General features: G+C 71.7%; 16 protein-coding genes. 8 read left to right on the forward strand and 8 right to left on the reverse strand.

Annotation, left to right across the window (positions count from 1 at the left end):
- Positions 1 to 72: 72 nt before the first annotated feature.
- The 3 genes from ACFW6B_RS38725 to ACFW6B_RS38735 all read right to left on the reverse strand — a co-directional run bounded on the left by ACFW6B_RS38725 (position 73) and on the right by ACFW6B_RS38735 (position 2,586).
- On the reverse strand, positions 73 to 282 hold the full coding sequence (locus ACFW6B_RS38725; protein ID WP_386604146.1) for a DUF397 domain-containing protein: 210 nt from the start codon (positions 280 to 282) through the stop codon (positions 73 to 75).
- Between the two features lie 282 nt (positions 283 to 564).
- Complete coding sequence (locus tag ACFW6B_RS38730) at positions 565 to 1,422, reverse strand: helix-turn-helix domain-containing protein (RefSeq protein ID WP_386604148.1); 858 nt, start codon at positions 1,420 to 1,422, stop codon at positions 565 to 567.
- Between the two features lie 408 nt (positions 1,423 to 1,830).
- Entirely contained in the window at positions 1,831 to 2,586 is a 756-nt protein-coding gene (locus ACFW6B_RS38735) for a GPP34 family phosphoprotein (protein ID WP_386604150.1), read from the reverse strand.
- 393 nt (positions 2,587 to 2,979) lie between these two features.
- Between ACFW6B_RS38735 and ACFW6B_RS38740 the strand changes: the two genes are divergently transcribed.
- Both ACFW6B_RS38740 and ACFW6B_RS38745 read left to right on the forward strand, forming a co-directional pair.
- Entirely contained in the window at positions 2,980 to 5,568 is a 2,589-nt protein-coding gene (locus ACFW6B_RS38740) for a serine hydrolase (protein WP_386604153.1), read from the forward strand.
- A gap of 203 nt (positions 5,569 to 5,771) precedes the next feature.
- Positions 5,772 to 7,799, forward strand: a complete 2,028-nt coding sequence (locus tag ACFW6B_RS38745; RefSeq protein ID WP_386604155.1) for an MFS transporter — start codon at positions 5,772 to 5,774, stop codon at positions 7,797 to 7,799.
- Positions 7,800 to 7,861: 62 nt separating this feature from the next.
- Here the strand turns inward: ACFW6B_RS38745 and ACFW6B_RS38750 are convergent, their stop codons facing one another.
- The 3 genes from ACFW6B_RS38750 to ACFW6B_RS38760 all read right to left on the reverse strand — a co-directional run bounded on the left by ACFW6B_RS38750 (position 7,862) and on the right by ACFW6B_RS38760 (position 10,566).
- A complete protein-coding gene (locus ACFW6B_RS38750; RefSeq protein ID WP_386604157.1) occupies positions 7,862 to 8,731 on the reverse strand; it encodes an alpha/beta fold hydrolase in 870 nt (289 codons plus the stop codon).
- Between the two features lie 272 nt (positions 8,732 to 9,003).
- A complete protein-coding gene (locus ACFW6B_RS38755) occupies positions 9,004 to 9,510 on the reverse strand; it encodes a glutathione peroxidase (protein ID WP_386604159.1) in 507 nt (168 codons plus the stop codon).
- A 78-nt stretch (positions 9,511 to 9,588) separates the two neighbouring features.
- Entirely contained in the window at positions 9,589 to 10,566 is a 978-nt protein-coding gene (locus tag ACFW6B_RS38760; protein ID WP_386604161.1) for a transcriptional regulator, read from the reverse strand.
- Positions 10,567 to 10,704: 138 nt separating this feature from the next.
- On the opposite strand from ACFW6B_RS38760, the gene ACFW6B_RS38765 reads away from it, so the two are divergent.
- From ACFW6B_RS38765 to ACFW6B_RS38775, 3 genes are all read left to right on the forward strand, one after another.
- Positions 10,705 to 11,937 carry an MFS transporter gene (locus ACFW6B_RS38765; RefSeq protein ID WP_386604163.1) on the forward strand — a complete coding sequence of 411 codons (1,233 nt, stop codon included), beginning with the start codon at positions 10,705 to 10,707 and terminating at the stop codon, positions 11,935 to 11,937.
- Positions 11,938 to 12,078: 141 nt separating this feature from the next.
- Entirely contained in the window at positions 12,079 to 12,954 is an 876-nt protein-coding gene (locus ACFW6B_RS38770) for a calcium-binding protein (RefSeq protein ID WP_386604166.1), read from the forward strand.
- Between the two features lie 235 nt (positions 12,955 to 13,189).
- Positions 13,190 to 13,489: a hypothetical protein gene (locus tag ACFW6B_RS38775; RefSeq protein ID WP_386604168.1), complete on the forward strand. Its 300-nt coding sequence runs from the start codon at positions 13,190 to 13,192 to the stop codon at positions 13,487 to 13,489.
- Between the two features lie 99 nt (positions 13,490 to 13,588).
- Here the strand turns inward: ACFW6B_RS38775 and ACFW6B_RS38780 are convergent, their stop codons facing one another.
- The gene (locus ACFW6B_RS38780; protein WP_386604170.1) at positions 13,589 to 15,436 is read right to left on the reverse strand and encodes a PQQ-binding-like beta-propeller repeat protein; all 1,848 of its coding nucleotides are present in this window, start codon (positions 15,434 to 15,436) and stop codon (positions 13,589 to 13,591) included.
- A 108-nt stretch (positions 15,437 to 15,544) separates the two neighbouring features.
- Positions 15,545 to 16,537, reverse strand: coding sequence for a glycoside hydrolase family 26 protein (locus ACFW6B_RS38785; RefSeq protein WP_386604172.1), 993 nt, complete (start codon positions 16,535 to 16,537; stop codon positions 15,545 to 15,547).
- A 218-nt stretch (positions 16,538 to 16,755) separates the two neighbouring features.
- Between ACFW6B_RS38785 and ACFW6B_RS38790 the strand changes: the two genes are divergently transcribed.
- The 3 genes from ACFW6B_RS38790 to ACFW6B_RS38800 are packed head-to-tail and all read left to right on the forward strand — an operon-like array spanning position 16,756 to position 20,785.
- Positions 16,756 to 17,319: a hypothetical protein gene (locus ACFW6B_RS38790; protein ID WP_386604174.1), complete on the forward strand. Its 564-nt coding sequence runs from the start codon at positions 16,756 to 16,758 to the stop codon at positions 17,317 to 17,319.
- A gap of 26 nt (positions 17,320 to 17,345) precedes the next feature.
- Complete coding sequence (locus ACFW6B_RS38795; RefSeq protein ID WP_386604177.1) at positions 17,346 to 19,520, forward strand: bifunctional polysaccharide deacetylase/glycosyltransferase family 2 protein; 2,175 nt, start codon at positions 17,346 to 17,348, stop codon at positions 19,518 to 19,520.
- A complete protein-coding gene (locus ACFW6B_RS38800) occupies positions 19,517 to 20,785 on the forward strand; it encodes an acyltransferase (protein WP_386604179.1) in 1,269 nt (422 codons plus the stop codon). The genes ACFW6B_RS38795 and ACFW6B_RS38800 overlap by 4 nt, the downstream gene beginning before the upstream one ends.
- The last annotated feature ends 91 nt before the right edge of the window (positions 20,786 to 20,876 follow it).

Here is a 20,876-nt window from a genome sequence, read left to right on the forward strand (position 1 = left end):
CGGCCAGGACGGCGGACCGGACGAGAGGGCTCTGTCGGTGGAGCGTATGAAGCTGTCCCGGCCCCACAGGGGTCAGACGAGGCTGGACGCCTCGCGGCTCACATCGGCGACGAAGGCGTTCCAGGCGCCCGCGGGAAAGGCCAGGGTGGGGCCGGCGGGAACCTTGGAGTCCCGGACGGCCAGCGTCGCGAGAACAGGGGACTTGACCTCGACGCAGGCGCCGTTGCCGGTGGAGTAGGAAGACTTGGTCCAGGTGTCGAGGGCGCCCTGCTGAATTGCCATGATCGCTCCAGAAAGCTGTCGTTCGTCGATGAGTTGCCACCACCGGGCCGTCGGCGCGCTGTCACCGGACCGCGGATCCGTCAGGAGTCCCGCAGTCCGGATTGCGCCAACGTCATTGCCCGATGGCGTGATCGACGCTACTCGCCAACATCGGCTGGCGAAGCGACTATTCACTCGACTGGATGGCATATTCCATGGGGGTCTTCCGCCTGAAGGCGGCGACGGTGTAGGGTCCGGCCGCTCATCGGCGGGGACGCCCTCACCAGGCCGCCCCGTGTCCGGTCAGCGCGCGTAGTCCTTCGCGATGTCCGCGATGAACTGGCGCGACTGCTCCACGTTCAGGGCCTGGGCCCGCAGGTGTTCGTACATCACGCTGTACTTCTGGACGTCGTTCGCCTTCTCCAGGTACAGGTCGCTGGTCACGCCCTCGATGTAGACGACGCTGGAGTCGGCCGCGTCGGGGAACTCCAGGATCGCGTACTGGCCGTTCAGGCCCGGGTGCGCGCCCATGTCGAAGGGGATCACCTGCACGGTGACGTGCGGCAGCTGGGACTGCTCGACGAGGTACTCCAGCTGCTCGCGCATCAGCGCGCGGTTGCCGACGGCGCGGCGCAGGGCGGACTCGTCGAGGACGGTCCACAGGCGCAGCGGGTTGTCGGGGGCGGAGATTCGTTCCTGCCGCTTCATCCGGACCTGGACGCGCTTGTCGATGTCGGCGGGCGCGGTCTCCGGAAGCGCCCCGGCGATCAGCGCCTCGGCGTACTGCCGGGTCTGCAGCAGACCGGGGACGACCTGCGGGTCGTACACGCGCAGGCTCGCGGCGTCGGTCTCCAGACCGATGTAGACGCTGTACGGGATGTCGCCGAAGGAGTGCCACCAGCCCTGCTGGCGCGAGTCCTTGGCCATCTGCATCAGCGAGTCGACGATCCGGTGGTCCTCGACCTCGTAGACCCCGCAGAGGTCTCGGACGTCGCGCTGGCTGATACTGCGCCTGCCGTTCTCCAGCCGGCTGATCTTCGACTGGGAGACGAGAAGGCGCTCGGCGACCTCTTCGGCCGTCATACCCTTGAGTTCGCGGAGCCGCCGAAGCTCCTGGCCCAGCCGGCGCCGCCGGACGGTGGGATTGACACTTGACGCCACGGGACGTGCACCTCCGGCTACGGGCCTGTACTTTGCGTATCTGCTGTTGAGCAGATTGCCACCAAGGTGCTTTCTACCGCTGGGAAACGGCGTATATGCGCCGGGTGGACGCAAGTTCGCAGATTCGACGTGTATGCGCGGCCGTTGGGCCAGGTGTGCGCGGCCGTTGGACCGGTTCCTCCCGAATGCGCTCGCGCGGGGCGGCCGGGGCCGTGTCGTCGTCCGGACGTACGGTCCCAGCCACCCCGCGCGAGCATGCGGCTCCCGAACCGGATCGTGGGGACTGCGGTACGGCGCTGGTGTCTTGCGGCGGTGCGGGCGGTGCGGGTGCAGGCGCTGTCGGTGCGGGTGCTGCGTGCCGCGGCTCCTGCCGGCGGTGCGTGACGCGGGCCGTCGGGGGCCCGCGGCTCAGTGCGCCACGGCGCGCGCCATCGAACCGTGGCGCGGTTGCGCCGGAACACCGCGTGCGGGCTCCGGTGCGGACCTGACTCCGGCGGTGGCCGGACGGCCTGCCGGTGCCGGGCTGCGGCGGGGCTGTGCGGCCACACCGCTCTGAACGTCCATCACGGCGTGCGCCACGAGGCCGCCCATGGGGTCGTGCCTGATCAGGTCCCGCAGCCGGGAGCGGGACGATCGTCCCTCGTTCCCCGGGTACAGGTGCTTGCCGAGACCGACCGCGTGGGCCAGCGCGGCGAGCGCCGCGGTCCGCGGGTCCGGCGGTACGCCGGTGCGGATCGCGTTGTCCAGCCGGGCTCGGATCTCCCGGCTGATGTCCGTGTCCGTCGCTTGGTAGCGAGTCGTCGGAAGCACCCCGCACATCTGGCCGGCCACGGCATGGACCATGCCGCACCTCTCCAGATGCGAGAGGTAGGTCTGGCGGAGCCCCAGGCGGGGTCCGCCGATCCAGTTGACCGCGCGTACGGGTGCTCCGCGTCGGCGAAGGAGTTCCAACGCACAGTCCAGTGTCGGATCTCCGGTCGGCCGTGGCACCACCACGGCGATACGATCCCCGTCTGGGGCTATCCGTCCGGCCAGCGCCAGCTCCACTAGCTGTGCTCCGGCCAGACCGAGGTCGAGCGACTGCGGCTGCGCGGTGGTACCCGTGGCCGGGTCCAACGCCAGCAGCAGAAGCTCCTCCGGAATTGTTCTGCGGCTCTTGCCCATCCATGCCTCCCCGCGTGGATGAATGACAGGGTGACCCCTCTCACATTGGTCTGTCGAGAGCGCGTGACCGTAATAAGAGGGAACCGGCAGGTATGTCGTTCTCGTCTATCGCAGGAGTCGAGCCCTCGCACAGGACACTGGTACATGGTTCGGGCAGCGGTGTCCGGGCGGCGGTTCAAGGGTTTGACGGTTCGTTTTCGGCGCGCGGAGGGCGCGCGCCGCATGGAGGAGGCATCGGTGGCGGGCGAGTCCCCCGACAGGTCGAAGCAGCACGAGTCGCCGGCGTCGTCGGCAGAGGCGACGCCGGCGACCCCGGCGTCGGTTCCGGGTCCGGCGCGGTCGGGCGCGTCGGCGTCGACGTCGAGCCAGAGCTCGGCTTCGGCCGATCCCCGGATGGCGATGGCCCGTGAGAGGGCCGCCACGGTACGGGTGGATCAGGCGACGGCGGTGTTCTCCACGAAGGCGCTCTCGGGCGAGGGCGGCCGTACGGCGGACGCCTCCCGCACGGCGGAGCCGGAGCGCGTCTCCGAGTCCGCCGACGCCGACGGCGACGGCGCGGCCGGGGGCGGGAAAGCCGAGGGCGACACCCGGCTGCGCGCGGCCGTGGCCGCGTGGATGGCGGGTGCGGGCGAGCCCGCCCCGGCGGACGCGGCCGAGGACGGTTCCGAGGGCGGCACGGGTTCCGCGGACGACGAGGACGCCGAGGAAACCGACGCGGCCGAGGCCGCCGACGGCGACGAGACCGGCGCGGAAACGGACACGGCCGACGCCGGGACGGAGCCCGCCGGGGAGCAGGACGAGCCCGGGGACTCCGCGACGGCCGCGAGCACGTCCGACGCGTCCGACGTGACGTCCGGCACGGACGAGGAGGCCGCCGGGCCCGCCGCCGGTCCCGACATCGATATCGCCACCGACCGGGAGCCCGCTTCCGGCGAGGAGCCGGAGGCGGCTTCCGACGGGACTCCCGCGGACGGCGAGGACGAGGACGACGAGCCCGCGTCCGAGGCCGAGCGCGACGCCGGACCCGAGGACGAGCGCGACGGCGACTCCTCCGACGAGCCCTCGGACACGGTGTCCGACGACACCCCGGACACGGACGCCGAGGACGGCTCCGCTCCCGAGCCCCCCGTCGACCAGCCCACCGCGGTCTTCAAGACCCAGCGGCGCCCGGCCGTGGACCAGCCCACCACCATGCTCAAGCTGGGCGGCGCCACCCGGAAGCCGGCCGGCGCGAAGCCGGCCGACGGGCCGGAAGACGCCCCCGCGGACAAGCCCTCCGACAAGGCCACGGACGAGCCCTCCGACAAGTCAGCCGAGCAGTCCTCCGGCGAGCCCACCGGTGCACCCGTCCGCACCAGCAAGTTCGTCCCCCTCAACCGGCTCGACGACTTCCCCCTTCCGGCGCGCTCGAAGCCCACTCTCGAGCCCGCCGCCAAGCCCGACCGGGCCGCCGCGCCCGAGCCCACGGCGAAGCCCGACCGGCCTGCCGCGCCCGAGCCCGTCGCGAAGCCCGACCGGCCCGCCGCGCCCGAGCCCGCCGCCAAGCCGAGCTGGCCCGCGTCGCCCGGACGGCCCGCCGCGCCCGCCCCCGCCCCCAAGCCCACCCCCAAGCCCGTCGACCGGCCCGCGGCGGCCACCGCGGCCATCCCGCAGGTCGGTCCCGAGCGCACCACCCAGCTCCCGCTTCCGCCGAAGCCCCCGCTGGACCTGCTCGCCGAGCTGACGAACACTCCGCCGCCCCCGCAGACCCCGGTCCGCACCCTCGTGCGGCGGGTCAAGATCTGGACGCCGCTGGCCCTGCTGCTCGTGGTGATCTTCGCGGTCGCGCAGGCCTTCCGGCCGCTGCCGGCCCCGACCCTCGCGCTCAGCGCCGACAGCACGTACACCTTCGACGGCGGCACCCTCGACCTGCCCTGGCCCGGTCAGGGCCAGTCCGCGATCGAGGTCGACGGCGTGGGCAGCCTCGGGACCGACGGCAAGCAGGTCCCCGCGCCCACGGCGAGCGTCGCCAAGATCATGACGGCGTACGTGATCCTTCAGGAGCACCCGCTGAAGGGGAACGAGGAGGGCGAGAAGATCACCGTCGACCAGCAGGCCGAGGACGAGTCGAAGCTGCCGGACGAGTCGACGGCGCAGGTGTCGAAGGGCCAGCAGTTCACCGAGCGCCAGATGCTCCAGATGCTGATGATCCCCTCGGGCAACAACGCGGCGCGGCTGCTGGCCCGCTGGGACTCCGACCCCGAGAGCTTCGTCACCAAGATGAACGCCGCGGCCAAGAAGCTCGGCATGACGAACACCACGTACACGGACCCGAGCGGTCTGCAGAAGACGACGGTCAGCACGGCCACCGACCAGATCAAGCTGGCCAAGGAGGTCATGAAGAACGACGTGTTCCGCAGCGTCGTCGGCATGGGCAAGGCGGACATCCCGGGGCTGCCCGGCACGATCTACAACAACAACGCTCTGCTGGTGAAGCGTATCGGCGTGATCGGCCTGAAGACCGGTTCGTCGACGCCCGCGGGCGGCAACCTGGTGTGGGCCGCGACCAAGGTCGTGGACGGCAAGACGCGGACGATCTACGGCGCGGTCATGAACCAGGACGCCGGCACCGGCAAGGTCTGGGACAGCCTCGAGCTGGCGATCGCCAACAGCCGGACGCTGATCGAAAAGGTCCGGGAGAGCCTGATCACCGCCACGGTGGTGAAGAAGGGGCAGGTCGTCGGGTACGTGGACGACCAGCTCGGCGGCCGGACCCCGGTCGTCGCCACCAAGAACATGACCGCGGTCGGCTGGCCCGGCCTGAAGACCGAGCTGAGCATCGCCGAGGGCGAGGAGGCCGTCCCGCACACCGGCGCGGCCGGCACGGTCGTCGGCGAGCTGAGGGTCGGCGACGGTTCCAGCGAGGCCGTGCGGATCCCCGTCGCGCTCAAGTCGGACCTGGCCGAGCCCGGCTTCGGCGCGAAGGTGACCCGGGTCGGCTGAGCGGACCCGCGCGCCGGTGACGTACGCGCGCACGCACCGGTGACGTACGGCGGGGAGCGGTCCCCGCACCGCGCTCCGCCGGACGGTGCCCCGACCGGGGACCGTCCGGCGGAGCGCGTGCTAGCGTCGCGCTAATCGGGGCTGCTCGCGAGCCGCGGGTCCCGGCCCAGAACGGACCGACGGGACAGCGGGAGAACCTTGCAGTGGCGACAGTGGAGCCGACACACGCCGACGACGCCGAGGCGGGCCGGGGAACGGGCCCGCGAATACCACGCACCGTCACCCGGGAGGCGGTCCGTGACGTAGTCGCGGACAGCGGCCCGGAAACGGACGCGGGCCCTGCCGCGGAAGCGGACACGGACGCAAACCCTGACGCGGACGCGGAAGCGCGCCCCGCCACGGACACGCAACCGGCCGACGGCATCGCCGCCGGGAAGCACCGGGAGCCCGCGGAACCCGGAGAGCCCGCCGGAGCGGCGTCGGCCGGGTCGGCCGGTTCCGCGTTCGCGGTGCCCCTCGACCTCTTCCGCCGCTGCTTCCACCGCTACCCCGCCCTCCTCTTCACCGCCTTCGCCGGCGTGCTCCACATCGTGTGGTTCTTCACGTTCGCGAACAGCGGTGGCGACCTCGCGGCGCAGGACGCGTGGGCGGAGTTCGTCGGACGGCACCCGGACTCGGCGTACAACCTCGCCTGGTACGGCGGAATGCACCCGGTCTCCTACAGCGTGGTGTCGCCGTACCTGATGTCGGTGCTCGGCGTCCGGACCACGATGATGATCGCCGGAACGCTCTCGGCCGGCCTGCTGACGCTGGTCCTCGTCCGCAGCCGCGTCGTCCGCAACCCGGTCGCCACGTCGTTCGCGGGCGTCTTCGCGCTGCTGTGCAACGCGATCTCGGGCCGGGTGACGTACGGCCTCGGCACGGCGTTCGCGCTCGGCGCGGTCGCCGTCGTCTTCTGCTGGCCCCACCGCTGGCGCTACAAGCGCTGGGCCAAGGCCCTGAGCGCGGCGCCGCTGGCCGCGCTCGCGACGGCCGCCTCGCCGGTCGCCGGACTGTTCGTGGGCCTGCTGGCCGCGGCCATGTTCCTCCAGAAGCGCCGTCCCGGGGCCTACGCCCTCGGCATCGCCCCGACGGTCGTGGTCGGGCTCTCGGCCCTGCTGTTCCCCTTCTCGGGCACCCAGCCGATGACGTTCTTCTCGGTTATCCTGCCGTTCGCGTCCGCGGCCTCGGTCTGGTACGTGGTGCCCAAGGAGTGGACGACGGTGCGGATCACGGCGGCGGTGTACGGCCTCGCGGTGCTCCTCGTCTGGCTGATCAGCTCCCAGATCGGCTCGAACATCACGCGCCTGGCCATGCTGTTCGCGGGGGTCGTCCTGATCGCCGCGCTGCCCTTCACCGTGCCGAAGTCACGGAAGTGGTACACCGTCGTCGTCTCCTTCGCCGTGTTCACCGGATGGATCGGCTTCAAGACGGTCGACGACATCATCCACACGACCCCGGCGGCCTCCTGGGCGCGCGAGCTGGCCCCGCTCGTCCACCAGCTCCAGCTCGTGGACGCCGAGAAGGGCCGCGTCGAGGTCGTCCCCGCCCGCTCGCACCGCGAGGCCTCCGCCCTCGCCCCGTACGTGAACCTCGCCCGCGGCTGGAACCGCCAGGCGGACATGGAGCGCAACCCGCTCTTCTACGACGACACGCTCAACTCCGCGAACTACCACGAGTGGCTCCAGCGCTGGGCCATCCACTACGTCGTGCTGCCCAAGGGCGAACCGGACGGCGACGGCGGCCAGCGCGAGCGCGAGCTCGTCCAGCGGGGCATGCCCTATCTGCGGCAGATCTGGGGCGACGCCAACTGGCAGCTCTTCACCGTCACCGACCCCACCCCGCTCGCCGAGCCGCACGCCGTCGTCGACCTGGCCGAGCAGGGCGAGATGACCATCGAGGTGAAGCGGGCGGGCCGCATCCTCGTCCGCATCCCGTACTCGCCGTGGCTGAGCATCGTCGACGAGGACGGCAGGAGCCTGGAGGCACCCGAGGAGACGGCGGAGTCGAAGCGCCGCGCGGACGGAGCCCCGAAGACGTACGAGAACCTCAACGGCTGTCTGACGCCGACGGAGGAGACCGCCGCGGGCGACACGTGGACGCAGCTGCTCGCCCCGAAGCCGGGCACCTACCGGCTCGCGGCGCCGTACCAGCTCCCCCGGGGAACGCCGTGCCCGGAGGAACTGCGCTGAGCCCCGGCGCGGCTGGTGCCGTGCCGGGCGTCGCGAGCCGGTGAACCTTTCCGGTCACGGCACTAGAGCCGCTCGAACGGCCCGCAGTACGGCAGGCCCGCCTCCTCGGGCCGTCCGTCGCGGAAGAACCGTACGAGCAGGTCGCAGAAGTCCTGGGGCCGCTGGAGATGGGCCAGATGGCCGCACTCCGTGAGCGTGGTGAACCACGCGCCCGGCAGGTCCGCCGCCACCGAGCGGGCCATGTCGGGCGTGGTCAGCGTGTCGTGCTCGCCGGTGAACACGAGGTACGGGACGGCGGGGACGGGCGCCCGCCGGTACCACTCGTGGGCCAGCAGCCGCCGGTTCCGTTCCACCGTCACGGCGACGTCGCGCGGGGTCTGCGACGCGAACTGCCGGTACATCAGCCGGGTCAGCGCGGCGTGCTTGCGCACGGTGCGCTCGCCGGGCGGCGGCACGAAGCACCGGACGAACTCCTCGGCGGTCTCCTCGACGCGTCCCTGCTCCAGGAGCCGGATCCATCCCCCGAGCGCCTCGGTGAACCAGTCCGGGATGTGGTCCGACATCCCCTGCACGGCGACCCGGCGCAGCAGCTCCGGACACCGCTGGGCGAGCCGGAGCCCGACCGCCGCTCCGTAGCAGCCCGCGTACAGGTTCACCGGGCCGAGCCCGAGCGCGCGCAGCATGTGGCCCGCGCACTCGGCCAGGAAGTCGATCCCGTGCTCCACGGGCAGGAAGTCCGCGTCCCCGAACCCGGGCAGGTCCACCGTGACGACGGTCCCGAGTTCCCCGAGCCGGCGCTCGTGCCGCGTCCACGAGTACCGCGTCTGGTCCGACCCGCCGAGCACGAGCAGCGGTTCCGTGACGGGGGGGCCGTACCGGGCGATCCGGGCGGTGTACCCGTAGCCCTCCCACGAGAGCCGGTGCTCCGCCACTTCTGCGGACGCCCCGCCTCCCGGTGCGGGGGCGGGGACATGGACCGATGAAGCGACAGAAGGCACAGCGAACTCCCGGGAGGGACGAGACCACCGAAACTCCCCACTCGTACACGGCCCCCGGGCGCGGTGCCCGCAATGTCACACGAAGGTGGGCGCTGCACTGCGCGAAGTGGGCGCCGCACCGCACGAAGGCGGGCGGCGCACCGCACGAAGGCGGGCGTGGCGCGGCAGCCGTGCCACGCCACGCCCGTGCCTCGCGCCGGGCCGTTTCAGCCGACGGCCTTCTCGACCGCGGAGACCAGTTCGGCGGATTCCGGCTCGGTCTGCGGGGAGAAGCGGCCGACGACCGTGCCGTCCCGGCCGATCAGGAACTTCTCGAAGTTCCATCGGACGTCGCCGGAGTGCCCCTCGGCGTCGGCGGTGCCCACCAGACGCTCGTACAGCCCGTGCCGGGCGTCACCGTTCACCTCGACCTTCTCGGTCATCGGGAAGGTCACGCCGTAGGTCGCGGAGCAGAACTCGGCGATCTCCTCGGAGCTGCCGGGCTCCTGGCCGAGGAACTGGTTGCAGGGCACGCCGAGGACGGTGAAGCCCTGGCCGGCGTAGCGCTCGTGCAGCCGCTCCAGGCCGGCGTACTGCGGGGTCAGGCCGCACTTGGAGGCCACGTTCACGATGAGGACGGCCTTGCCCGCGTACTGGGACAGGTCGGCGGAGCCGCCCTGGAGGGCCCCGATCTCGACGTCGAGCACGGAGGTACCGGTGTTGTCAGTAGTCATAAGCGGATGCTAGCTCCGGTAGCCGGCGGTCCCTCCAGCCCCTCCGGCCCGTTCCCGGGGCCCGCCCGCTGATTCCCGTCAGCCGGCCCGGTCCCGGCGCTGCGCCGTGACGAGCACCTCACCGGCGGCCGTGCGCGAATACAGCACCGACCGGCCCGCCCGCCGCCGCCGCACGAGCCGCGCGTCCAGCAGCACCCGCAGATGGCGGCCGACGGATCCCAGCCCCTGCCCGGTCACGGCGACGAGCTGGCTGGTGGACAGGGGCGAGTCGAGACGGACCAGGACACCGGCCCGGGCCGTCCCGAGCAGCGCCCCCAGGCTCTCCGGCACGACCGCGGAGCCCGCGTCGGCCAGGGCCCCCGCGCACGGGTAGACCAGCGCGTAGCGCTCGTGGCCCTCCCAGGACACCCAGCCGGCCTTCGGCGTGACGGGGACGAGGACGAGCCGGGCTCCGGAGATCTCGCGCGGCGGGTACTCGTGGAGGTTGACCTGGAGCCGGTTGTCGCCGAGCCAGCGCGTCCCGGGCCGCAGCCCGTCCAGCGCCGCCGCCCAGCCGCCCCGGCCGAGACGCGCGGCCCGCGCCGCCACGTCGGCCTCCAGGACGCGCCGCCGCCGGTCCCAGTCGGGCCGTACGGACTCCTCCCACACGGCGGTGAGCAGCGCGGCGGCCCGCTCGGGCAGGTCGTCACGGTCCGCGAGGGCGGCGGGCAGCGGACCGCCCACCGAGCGGACCAGATGTCCGCGGGCGTCCGCGGGCGACGCGTCCCGCACCCGGGCGACCTCGGTCTCGAAGGTCTCGTCGCCGTACGGGGTCGGGGTGAGGAAGTCGGCGATCCACGCCTGCCCGAGCCCGCAGCGCACGAGCAGCGCGGTGACGGGGTCGGCGGCCAGCCGGGCGCGGTACGCGGGCAGACGGGCGTCGAGCCAGGCGCGTTCACCGGGGTGCGCGGCGGTCGCCGCGTGCAGCAGTTTCAAGGAGGCGAACGTCTCGGCGAGCGGAGACAGCACGAAACGGCTCCCGGCGAGGGTGTCGGCGTTCACCTGCCACCAGCCCATCCCCGCTCCTTCCGACCCGCTCCTTCCGACCCGCTCCTTCCGACCCGCCCCTTCCGGCCCCGGTGTTTCGCGACGGCGGACGTTTCGCACCCGCGCGAAAGAATATCGACCGCCCGTACGACCCCGCAGACTCCGCGGATGCGCAGCTACTCGGAGCTCTTCCGCACGCGGGAGTTCACCCCGCTCTTCCTGTCCTCCTGTCTGCGGATCGCCGCCTCGACGGTGAGCGGTCTGGCCCTCGGCACCCTCGTGCACCGGGCCACCGGCTCGCCGCTGCTCACCGCGCTGAGCATGTTCGGACCCTCGCTCGTCCAGGTGATCGGCGCGGTCACCCTGCTCTCGGCCGCGGACCGGCTGCCGCCGCGCGCGACGGTGACGGGCATCGCGCTCCTCTTCGGGCTCGGCACGGCGGCGACGGCGATCCCCGGTCTGCCGATTTGGACGGTCTTCGCCCTGCTCCTGCTCCTCGGTCTGGTCCAGTCCCTCGGCGGCGGGGTCCTGTGGGGCCTGCTGGCCGAGATCCTCGCCAAGGAGGGCTATCTGCTGGGGCGTTCGGCGTTCAACATGATGAGCGGGGTCGCCCAGGTCGCCGGATACGCCACCGGCGGCGTCCTCGTGGCCCTGCTGTCCCCGCGCGTCACGCTCCTCCTGGCGGCCGGGCTGTACCTGGCCGCCGCCCTGACCGCGCGGCTCGGCCTGACGGCCCGGGCGCCGCGCGCCCAGGGCCGCCCGTCCGTCGCCCGGACCCGGCACGCCAACGCCCGCCTCCTCTCCTCACCGGAGCGCCGCACCCTCTACCTCCTGCTCTGGGTGCCGAACGGCCTGGTCGTCGGCTGCGAATCGCTGTACGTGTCGTACGCGCCGGGCCGGGCGGGCGCGCTGTTCGCCTGCGCGGCCCTCGGCATGTTCGCCGGGGACCTGACGACCGGACGTCTGCTGCCGCCGCGCGTCCGGGCCCGTCTGGGCGTCCCGTTCCTGCTGCTCCTCGCGGCGCCGTACCTCTTCTTCGTCCTGCGCCCGGGCGTGGCCGTGGCGGCCGTCCTCGTCGCCCTCGCCTCGATCGGTTTCGGGGCGAGCCTGGTCCAGCAGGAACGGCTGGTGGAGCTCGTCCCCGGCGAACTCGGCGGCCACGCCCTCGGCCTCCACGCGGCGGGCATGCTCACGATGCAGGGACTGGGCGCGGCACTGGCGGGCGCCGTCGCCCAACTCGCCTCACCCGCAACGGCGATGACGGTGATGGCCGCCGCCTCGATCGCCGTGACCCTGGCCCTGGCCCCCGCCCTGCCGCGCCGCGGCGCCACGTCCGAGGAAGACCAACGCCCGGAGCCCTCCGTGCCAAGAGGGCGACAATCCGAGGTGAACTCTCCCTGAACGGGAGAAAGTTGTGCGATGTGATCGCAACCCGTCGTCCTTCGCCGATGTCGAACGGGATGCCTGGACGCGTGGGTCCGGGCATCCGGAGTCCCGGCGCGGCCGAGCCGCCGGGCCGCACGATCCCACCGAGGGGGAAACATGTTCAGTCGCCGTACCGCCGTCCTGCCGAGAGCGCTGGCGCTGGCCGTCGCGACGGCCGCCGTGTCCGCGGCGGTCGTCGCGGCCCCGGCCGCGAGCGCCGCGCCCGCCGCGAGCGCCACCGCGGCCTCCACCGGCCAGAAGATCTTCTACACGGCGGCCGCCGGCCAGACCAACCACCTGAAGATCTCCTGGGCGCTGGGCGCGACCGATCCCGACTCCCAACTCGTCGACTTCATCTACACGTTCGACGACACCGTGAAGATCTCCCTCGGTGCCGGCTGTGTCCGTCCCGCCTCGGGCGACACCACCCAGGCGGTCTGCACGGTCACCGAGCCCAACACCTCGGGCTCCGACCTCGACACCCTGATCGTCAGCCTCGGGGACGGCAACGACACCGCGACGGTCGACCCCGACAACAACGGGTACTCCCGCATCTACGGCGGGACCGGCAACGACACCGTCACCGGTCACGGCCGCGACGTCCTCTACGGCCAGGACGGCGACGACCGTCTGTCCGGGGGCGGCGGCGTCTACGGCGAGGGCTCCTTCGGCGGCGCGGGCGACGACACCCTCACCTCCTGCGACCACACCTGCCACGGCGGCACGGGCAACGACGTCCTGAGCGGCGGGGTGAGCGAGGCCGACAGCCACCCCGACCACGACAACAGCCTGTTCGGCGACGACGGCAACGACACGATCCACGGCAACGCGGGCGACGACCTCATCCAGGGCGGCCGCGGCGACGACCGCCTCTACGGCGACTCCGGCAAGGACAGGATCTACGGCAACTCCGGCAACGACCTCCTGCACGGAGGCTCCGGCACGGACACCCTCTCCGGAGGCCCGGGCACCGACCGGGTCTCCCAGAACTGAGGAGCCCCGGGGACCGCACCCCGCCCCAGGGGTCCGGGCCGGGCGCACGGAGCCTTCCGCGGACCCCGGTCCGCCTCCGCGCGCCCTGCCCGGCCCGGCCCCGCGGGTGGAACGATCCCGGTGCCCGGTACCGGCAGGGGAACGCGTTCGGCCGCCGTGGAGATGTGAGCGGCGGCGAGGGGATGTCTGCTGGTCCGGGAACGGCGTCACCACTACGAACAGCAAGGGGCCGGACATGGCAATCGTGATGTCGATGCACTGGGCGGAAGCCACACCGGAGCAGTACGACGCCGTGCGGGACGCGGTCCGGTGGGAGGACCTCCCGGCGGCCGGCGGCCAGATGCACGTGGCCTGGTTCGACGCGGACGGCCTGCACGTCACCGATGTCTGGGAGTCCCAGGAGGCCTTCGAGTCCTTCTTCACCGAACGCCTCGCGCCCGAGATCCAGAAGGCCGGCATGACCGGTGAACCCGACACGTCCTTCAGCCCGCTCCACCGGCGCTACATCGCCCCCGGCGTCAGCGGCGCGGCGTAGAACCCGCACCGCCCTCACCCGCGCGCGGGAGGCCGCCGAGCGGTACACGCGGCGCGGTGCCGCCCCCTGACCGGGAACGGCACCGCGCGGCGGGAGGTCCTAGCGGTAGAACCGCATGCCGCCGTTCGACCCGAGGGCGTCGAGTTCCAGCACGCCGCCGTCCGCGGTGACGTACACCGTGCCGGCGGTGAAGTTCCCCTTGCCGGTCCCCGCCGGCAGGCCCGCCACCGGGGTGCTGCGACCGGTGCGCGGGTCGATGCCGACGAGCTGCGGGGAGCCGGACGTGGTGACGGCGTACACCTTGCCGTCCGTGCCGGACGCGGGGATCGCGAGGGCGGCGGAGCGGTAGGTCCAGAGCTTGGCACCGGTCGTGGTGTCGAAGCCGTCGATCACCGGGTGGCCGGCGGCCAGGGCCGGGGTGACCAGGACCTTGCCGTAGAGCCGGGCGGAGCGGTCGGCGCCGGTCTCGTTGCCGGGGGTGACCTCGTCGTTGCCGACGGCCAGTTTGCGGCCGTTCCCCGCGGCGTCGAAGACCCGCACGGCGTCCTCGCGCGCCGTGTGGACGGCGGCGACCAGCGGAGACCCGGACAGGATGTGCGTCACGTCCGAGTGGGCCTTCTCGGCCTTCCGCCAGATCACCTTCCCCGTCTTCCCGTCGTACGCGGTGAGCGTGGACCGGGTCTTCTCGTCGAGGCAGAAGTCGGCCACCAGCACGACGCCGTCGGTGCCCCAGTCGTAGGCGTTGCAGTAGTGCCCGCGGGCCTTGTAGCCCCACACGCGGCTGCCGGTGCGGACGTCCACACCACCGAGGAAGTTCTCGCTGACGACGGTGGCGACACCGCCCTGGAGATAGGTCGTGGCGGTCGCCGAAGCGGGGTGCTTCTTGCTGGTCAGCGGCACGGACCAGAGGATCTTGCCGGTGGACGCCTTGACCCCGGCCAGCCAGGTGCAGGTGCTGCCGTCCTTGCCGAAGGCGACCGTGCCGATGCCCTGGGCGCTGAGCGTCGGCGACATCGCGCAGGGGACGGTGCCGCGCTCGGCCGCGGCGGCGGAGGGCTTGGCACGCCACACCTGACTGCCGTCGGCGGGGTCGTAGGCCCGCAGGCCGTCACGGGTGCCGGCCCGGACGAGCAGCTTGTCGGTCAGCCAACTGCCGATCAGCGTGTCGCCGGCGGACACCGGCGTCTGCCACGCCTGGGTCAGGTTCTCCGAGGCGACGGCGGCGGCCTCCTCCTGCTTGAGCACGACGGCGGCGGTCCCGACGGCGGCGGCGAGGACGGCGAGGGTGAGCACGATCCTGCCCGCCCGCCCGGTCCTCTTCGCCTGTCCGCCGTCCGCGCCGGTGCGGTGCGCCGGCTGCGCGGCGGCGGGCTCGGGACGGCGGAGGGCGGCCCGGTCGAGGACGGAGGTCGCCGCAGACGGGTGCCCGGACCCCAGGTCCGCCGGTTCGCCGCCGCGCCGGACGTGCGGGGGTGTCCGGTGATCCTGATCACGCACGGCCCGATGGGCGTCGGCACCGGGCTCGGAGGTCCGCAGCGGCATGGTGGCGTCCCAGCGCGTACCGGCGGAACCGCCGCCGTACGACTCGGCCGGCGGCCAGTCGTCCCACGGCGCGGCCTGCGCCGTCCGCTCCTGCTCCCGGTACGCCTGCTGTCCCTGGTGGGGCTGCCGTTCCTGGAACGCCTGCTGCTCCTGGTGGGGCTGCCGTTCCTGGAACGCCTGCTGCTCCTGGTGGGGCTGCCGTTCCTGGAACGCCTGCTGCTCCTGGTGGGGCTGCTGCTGGTGCGCCTGCTGTCCCTGGTGGGGCTGCTGTCCCTGGAACGCCTTCTGCTGGTACGCCTGCTGTTCCCGGTGTCGCTGCGGGGCGGCGGCCGGCCTGCGGGGCTGGAAGGCCCAGCCGTCGTCCTCCCGCGGAGCCCCCTGGCCCGGCGACGATTCCGTCGTCATCTCCGTGATCTCCCCTGGTCGGGCATCCGCATGTGCCAGCCGTGATGATGCGCCACGATAAAGGTCGTTCCTTGTGGGCTTGCGCCCGGCTTCCCCACTGTCCCTGGATCAGCCGTTCTTGAACGAATGCCCGAATCCGTTCCGCGCCGACTCCACCTTGAACGCGGCCAGCGCGTCCATCGAGGTGTTGACCCGCCAGTCCATCAGCTGCTTGCCGCCCGGCCAGTCCTTGCGCTGGTCGTACCAGACGAGCCCGATGACACCGGCTTTCGCGGCGCCCTGGAACAGGTCCTGGATGTCCGCCCTCTTGTGGTCGCTCTGCGCCACCCCGGTCTCCGCGATCAGCACCGGCTTGTCGGAGAAGTCCGAGATCCGACGCATGGTGGGGGTGAACAGGCTGGAGAAGGCGACCCCGTCGATCGGCCCGTAGTAGCCGATGAGCCCGACCCAGTCGACGTAGGCGTCACCCGGGTAGTAGGGGCGCAGTTCGGCCTTCGTGCCCGAGTCGACCACATGCGGGGTCCACACCCAGATCACGTTGGTGACGTCCCGTTCGGCGAAGACGTCGTGCACGCGCTTCCACGCCGCGACGAAGTCGGCGGGCTTGGCGTGCTCGGGGCCCCAGGAGTTCCACGGGCCGTTCATCTCGCCCGCGAAGGAGAGGGCCAAGGGGCCGTCGTAGGAGGCGATCTGGTCCGCCAGCCGGCGGATGAACGCGTCTTCCCCGCCCTTGGCGATGTCGGCGAGCGAGGTGTCGGAGGGTACCAGCGCCATCATGGGCAGGTGGCCTTGCTTCCAAAGGAAGGCGTTGCCCTCCGGGTCGAAATCGTAGCCCCAGGAGCTGTAGTACTCGCGAATGTCGGGGGTCCGCCCGGCCTCCTCGGTGAAGGTGTCGACGATGCCGTACTGCCAGGGGGTCTTGTCGTCGACGACGCCCAGCGCGCGGCCGGACGGTTCGAGCATGGAGGAGACCTCGAAGCGCGCGGCCTTGCCCGTCTTGGCGTCACCCTCGCTTCCCGCGCCACCGCAGGCGCCCACCAGGAGTGATACGGCGGCCACGAGGGCCGCGGCGACCGTCGGACGGCTGCGGTTTGTGGCCATGGGTGAAGGTCCGATCAGATGGAGGGCGGGCGACGCGCCGAACTCTACGAGACCCTCGTGAGCTTCACCGAATCTTCATATTAATCTTGTTACGTGATCAGGATCGGTCGAATAATCTCCCTTTCCTTGCACATGCATGACTTTTCCGCACCACTCACTGCTCGCGGCAGAGCCGAACCAGCAGAAGCGACACGACGAAGGAAGGCTCGGGGCTGTCGATGACCAGTACCTCCATGGAGGTCGAGGCGGCTCCCGTCTTCGTGGACCAGACCGGTGTGCGCGGCCGACGGCTGCGCGGGTTCGGCTGGTTGGTGGGCATCCTCTGCGCGGCATCGGTGGTGGCGATGATCTCCGGCCTGATCGGAACCCAGTCGCAGGCGCCCGCGCTCACCGTCCCCGGCACCGCGAACACCACGCCGCCCAGTCAGTACCTGAACGCGCCCCTGCCCGCGGCTCCCGGAAAGAGCGTCACCGTGCCCGTCGCCGCGACGGCGACGGGCGGTGCGACGGCGCAGGACCCCGTGACCGGCACCGCGCAGGAGCCCGCGCCCGACGCCACCACACCGGTCACCGGGACGGCGGCCGGTACCGCGGCTTCCGGCACCGGCGGCGGAACCGGTACTGACACCGGCACGGGCGCCGACACCGGCACCGGCACGGGCACGGGCACGGGCACCGGTACCGGCACCGCGCAGGAGCCCACCTCCGAGGCCACCACGTCGGTCACGACGACGACAACCGGTACGGCGGTGTCGGGCTCCGCCACCGGCATCGCGCAGTAGACCCGACGCGATCGACCAGGAAGTCCATGTCCCGCTCCCGCAACCAACGCCGCCGGCAGTCCATCGCGCGCCCGCGCCGACTCGCCGCGCCTCCCCTGCGCTTCTTCCTGCCGGTGGCCGTACTGGCGACCCTGCTGGCGCTGATGGTGCTCCGGGGCATGGCGAACAACGAGGTCTTCCACGACGAGAAGATCGCCACCTCCGTGGACAAGGTCACCGTCCCGACCAGCGTGCTGGAGGGCGGCCCGGTCGTCGACGCACGCGGTGACAAGAACGACAAGCCGGTCAACTACACGATCCCGGACAAGACCGTCGTCCTCTCCTTCGACGACGGGCCGTCCCCCCAGTGGACGCCGAAGATCCTCGAGGTGCTGAAGGAGAAGGACGTCCGCGCCGACTTCTTCGTCACCGGCTCGATGGTCACCCGCAATCCGGCCCTCATCCGTCGGATCGTCGCCGAAGGCCATCAGATCGGTCTGCACACCTTCACCCACCCCGACCTCGCGCTGCAGTCCGGCACCCGGCTCACCTGGGAACTGGGCGAGACCCAGCTCGCGCTGGCCGGTGTCGCGGGCATCCACTCCAGCCTGTTCCGCCCGCCCTACTCCTCCACCGTGGACGCGCTGGACGACTGGTCGTGGCCGGTGACCAAGCAGGCCGGGGAGGAGGGGTACCTGACCGCCTTCATCGACAAGGACACCGACGACTGGAAGCGCCCCGGCGTCGACTCCATCGTCAAGGCCGCCATGCCCGACCTCCCCGGCCAGGGCGAGATGGTCCTGATGCACGACGCGGGCGGCAACCGGTCGCAGACGCTGGCCGCGCTGCCGATCATCATCGACAAGCTCAAGGACCAGGGCTACACCTTCAGGACCACCGCCGAGGCGCTCGGCACCGGCTCCGCCAACACCGAGGTCACCGGCTACAACCTGTGGGTCGGCAAGGCGTTCGTGTGGTGCGCCACCTTCTCGGTGGGGCTGATGCCGTGGCTGGTCGGCCTGCTCGCGGTCGTCGGCGTGCTGGTCATGGCCCGGTTCGCGCTGATGCTGCTGCTCTCGGCCGTCCACGTGCGGCGCACCCGCAAGAAGGGCTTCTCCTGGGGCGACCCCGTCACCGAACCGGTCACGGTGGTGGTCCCCGCGTACAACGAGCAGGAGTGCATCACCAACACCCTGCTCTCCCTGGCCGCGAGCGACCACCCCATCGAGGTGATCGTGGTCGACGACGGGTCGACCGACGACACGTCCGCCATCGTGGAGGAACTCGGCCTGCCGAACGTCCGGCTGATCCGGCAGCCGAACAGCGGCAAGCCGACCGCCCTCAACACCGGTGTGGCCGCCGCCTCGTACGACCTGATCGTCATGATGGACGGCGACACGGTCTTCGAACCGTCCACCGTCCGCGAGCTGGTCCAGCCCTTCGCGAACCAGCGCGTCGGCGCGGTGGCCGGCAACGCCAAGGTCGGCAACCGCGACACGCTGATCGGCGCCTGGCAGCACATCGAGTACGTGATGGGCTTCAACCTCGACCGCCGGATGTACGACGTGCTCAACTGCATGCCGACCATCCCCGGCGCCATCGGAGCCTTCCGCCGCACCGCGCTCCAGCAGGCGGGCGGCATGAGCGACGACACGCTCGCCGAGGACACCGACGTGACCATGGCCCTGCACCGGGCCGGCTGGAAGGTCGTCTACGCCGAGGACGCCCGCGCCTGGACCGAGGCGCCCGTCAGCATGAAGCAGCTGTGGTCGCAGCGGTACCGCTGGAGCTACGGCACCATGCAGGCGATGTGGAAGCACCGGCACGCGATGCTGGAGCGCGGACCGGCCGGCCACTTCGGCCGGGTGGGCCTGCCGTTCGTCTCCCTGTTCATGGTGGTCACCCCGCTGCTCGCGCCCGCCTTCGACATCGGCATGGTCTACGGCGTGGTCTTCGTCGACGCGTACAAGACCCTGGCCGCCTGGTTCGCGGTGATGGCCCTCCAGGCCGTCTGCGCCTGGTGGTCCTTCTACCTGGACAAGGAGAAGGCGTGGCATCTGATCACGCTGCCGGCCCAGCAGGTGGTCTACCGGGTGCTCATGTACATGGTGCTGATGCAGTCCGCCATCACCGCTCTGACCGGGGGACGGCTGCGCTGGCAGAAGCTGAAGCGCACCGGCGAGGTGGGGCTCGACGTCACGACGGGGGCGATCTCTTCATGAACACCGCGGAACGAGGTGCCTTCGGCATCCACGGCTCCCACGACACCGTCGCCCTGCGGGTGACGGACCCCGCCGCGATTCCCGCGCAGCGCGCCCCGGAACCCGAGGAGGCCGCCCCGGCGTCCCCCCGGAAGCCCGGCCGTGACCGCTACCTCGACCTGCTGCGGGCGCTCGCCCTGGTCCGCGTGGTGATGTACCACACCTTCAACTGGACCTGGCTGCCGATCGTCTTCCCCTCCATGGGCGTCATGTTCGCGCTGGCGGGATCGCTGATGGTGCGGTCCCTCAACCGGCCGGCGCTGAGCGTGATCCGCGGCCGGCTGCGCCGTCTGCTGCCCCCCATGTGGCTGTTCGGCGCGATCGTGGTGCCGCTGATGGTCCTGGAGGGCTGGAGGCCCGACCCCAGCCACCCCAACTGGTGGTGGGGCGACCTGGCCTACTGGATCCTGCCGCTCAGCCAGCCGCCGTTCGGGTACCCGCTGGACGCCTTCGGCGGGCACCTGCAGAGCTCCTGGGCCGAACAGATCTGTGTGCCGTTGTGGTACCTGCGCGCCTACCTCTGGTTCGTGCTGCTGTCGCCGCTCATGCTCAAGGCGCTGCGGAAGCTGCCCTGGGTCACCCTGACGGTGCCGCTGGCGCTCGCGTTCCTCATCAACTCCGGCCTGGTGGACCAGTCCGGCCGGCTGATGGAGGCCACCACCGACTTCACCACCTTCGGCGCCTGCTGGCTGCTCGGCATGGCCCACGGCGAGGGACTGCTCCGCAGGATCCCGCAGTACGTCGTGCCGTCCGTCGCGCCGCTGGTCCTCATGTTCGGCTACTGGTGGCTGATGCAGTCGCCGGTGGACGACCCGCGCCTCGGACACGACCTGGAAGCGGTACCGGTCGCCCAGGCGATCTGGTCGTTCGGCGCGGTGATGCTGCTGCTCCACCTGAGCCCCTCCTGGGACCAGTGGCCCAAGCCGCTGGAGCGGTTCAACGGCGTGATCAGCCTGCTCAATTCCCGCGCGGTCACCGTCTACCTGTGGCACTGCTTCGCGCTGGTGCTGACGGAGCCGCTGCTGGACGTGCTGTGGAACACCGACTTCTTCTTCGACCACGCGCAGTGGCTGCTGAGGAGCCGGTGGACCCAGCTGGTGATCGCCGTTCCGCTGATCTGCCTGGCGATCGTGCTCTTCGGCTGGATCGAGGACGTGGCCGCCAAGCGCCGCCCACGGCTCTTCCCCTACCCCCGCCGCGCCAAGGGCCGCCGCCGCGTCAACTAGGGTCCGTCTTCAAACGGATCTTGCCCAGAGTAGGAATGACGCGAGATTGACCGCTGCCTCGTAGGAGGTGGCGGTCTTGTCATATCTGGTG

Source organism: Streptomyces sp. NPDC058751 (assembly GCF_042746485.1).
Lineage (GTDB): Bacteria > Actinomycetota > Actinomycetes > Streptomycetales > Streptomycetaceae > Streptomyces.

What these genes read in the sequence shown, in the direction of transcription:
- ACFW6B_RS38725 (WP_386604146.1), bottom strand. Translation starts at nt 282, where the DNA reads ATGGCAATTCAGCAGGGCGCCCTCGACACCTGGACCAAGTCTTCCTAC.
- ACFW6B_RS38735 (WP_386604150.1), bottom strand. Translation starts at nt 2,586, where the DNA reads ATGGGCAAGAGCCGCAGAACAATTCCGGAGGAGCTTCTGCTGCTGGCG.
- ACFW6B_RS38740 (WP_386604153.1), top strand. Translation starts at nt 2,980, where the DNA reads ATGGCGATGGCCCGTGAGAGGGCCGCCACGGTACGGGTGGATCAGGCG.
- ACFW6B_RS38755 (WP_386604159.1), bottom strand. Translation starts at nt 9,510, where the DNA reads ATGACTACTGACAACACCGGTACCTCCGTGCTCGACGTCGAGATCGGG.
- ACFW6B_RS38760 (WP_386604161.1), bottom strand. Translation starts at nt 10,566, where the DNA reads ATGGGCTGGTGGCAGGTGAACGCCGACACCCTCGCCGGGAGCCGTTTC.
- ACFW6B_RS38765 (WP_386604163.1), top strand. Translation starts at nt 10,705, where the DNA reads ATGCGCAGCTACTCGGAGCTCTTCCGCACGCGGGAGTTCACCCCGCTC.
- ACFW6B_RS38770 (WP_386604166.1), top strand. Translation starts at nt 12,079, where the DNA reads ATGTTCAGTCGCCGTACCGCCGTCCTGCCGAGAGCGCTGGCGCTGGCC.
- ACFW6B_RS38775 (WP_386604168.1), top strand. Translation starts at nt 13,190, where the DNA reads ATGGCAATCGTGATGTCGATGCACTGGGCGGAAGCCACACCGGAGCAG.
- ACFW6B_RS38780 (WP_386604170.1), bottom strand. Translation starts at nt 15,436, where the DNA reads ATGACGACGGAATCGTCGCCGGGCCAGGGGGCTCCGCGGGAGGACGAC.
- ACFW6B_RS38785 (WP_386604172.1), bottom strand. Translation starts at nt 16,537, where the DNA reads ATGGCCACAAACCGCAGCCGTCCGACGGTCGCCGCGGCCCTCGTGGCC.
- ACFW6B_RS38790 (WP_386604174.1), top strand. Translation starts at nt 16,756, where the DNA reads ATGACCAGTACCTCCATGGAGGTCGAGGCGGCTCCCGTCTTCGTGGAC.
- ACFW6B_RS38795 (WP_386604177.1), top strand. Translation starts at nt 17,346, where the DNA reads ATGTCCCGCTCCCGCAACCAACGCCGCCGGCAGTCCATCGCGCGCCCG.
- ACFW6B_RS38800 (WP_386604179.1), top strand. Translation starts at nt 19,517, where the DNA reads ATGAACACCGCGGAACGAGGTGCCTTCGGCATCCACGGCTCCCACGAC.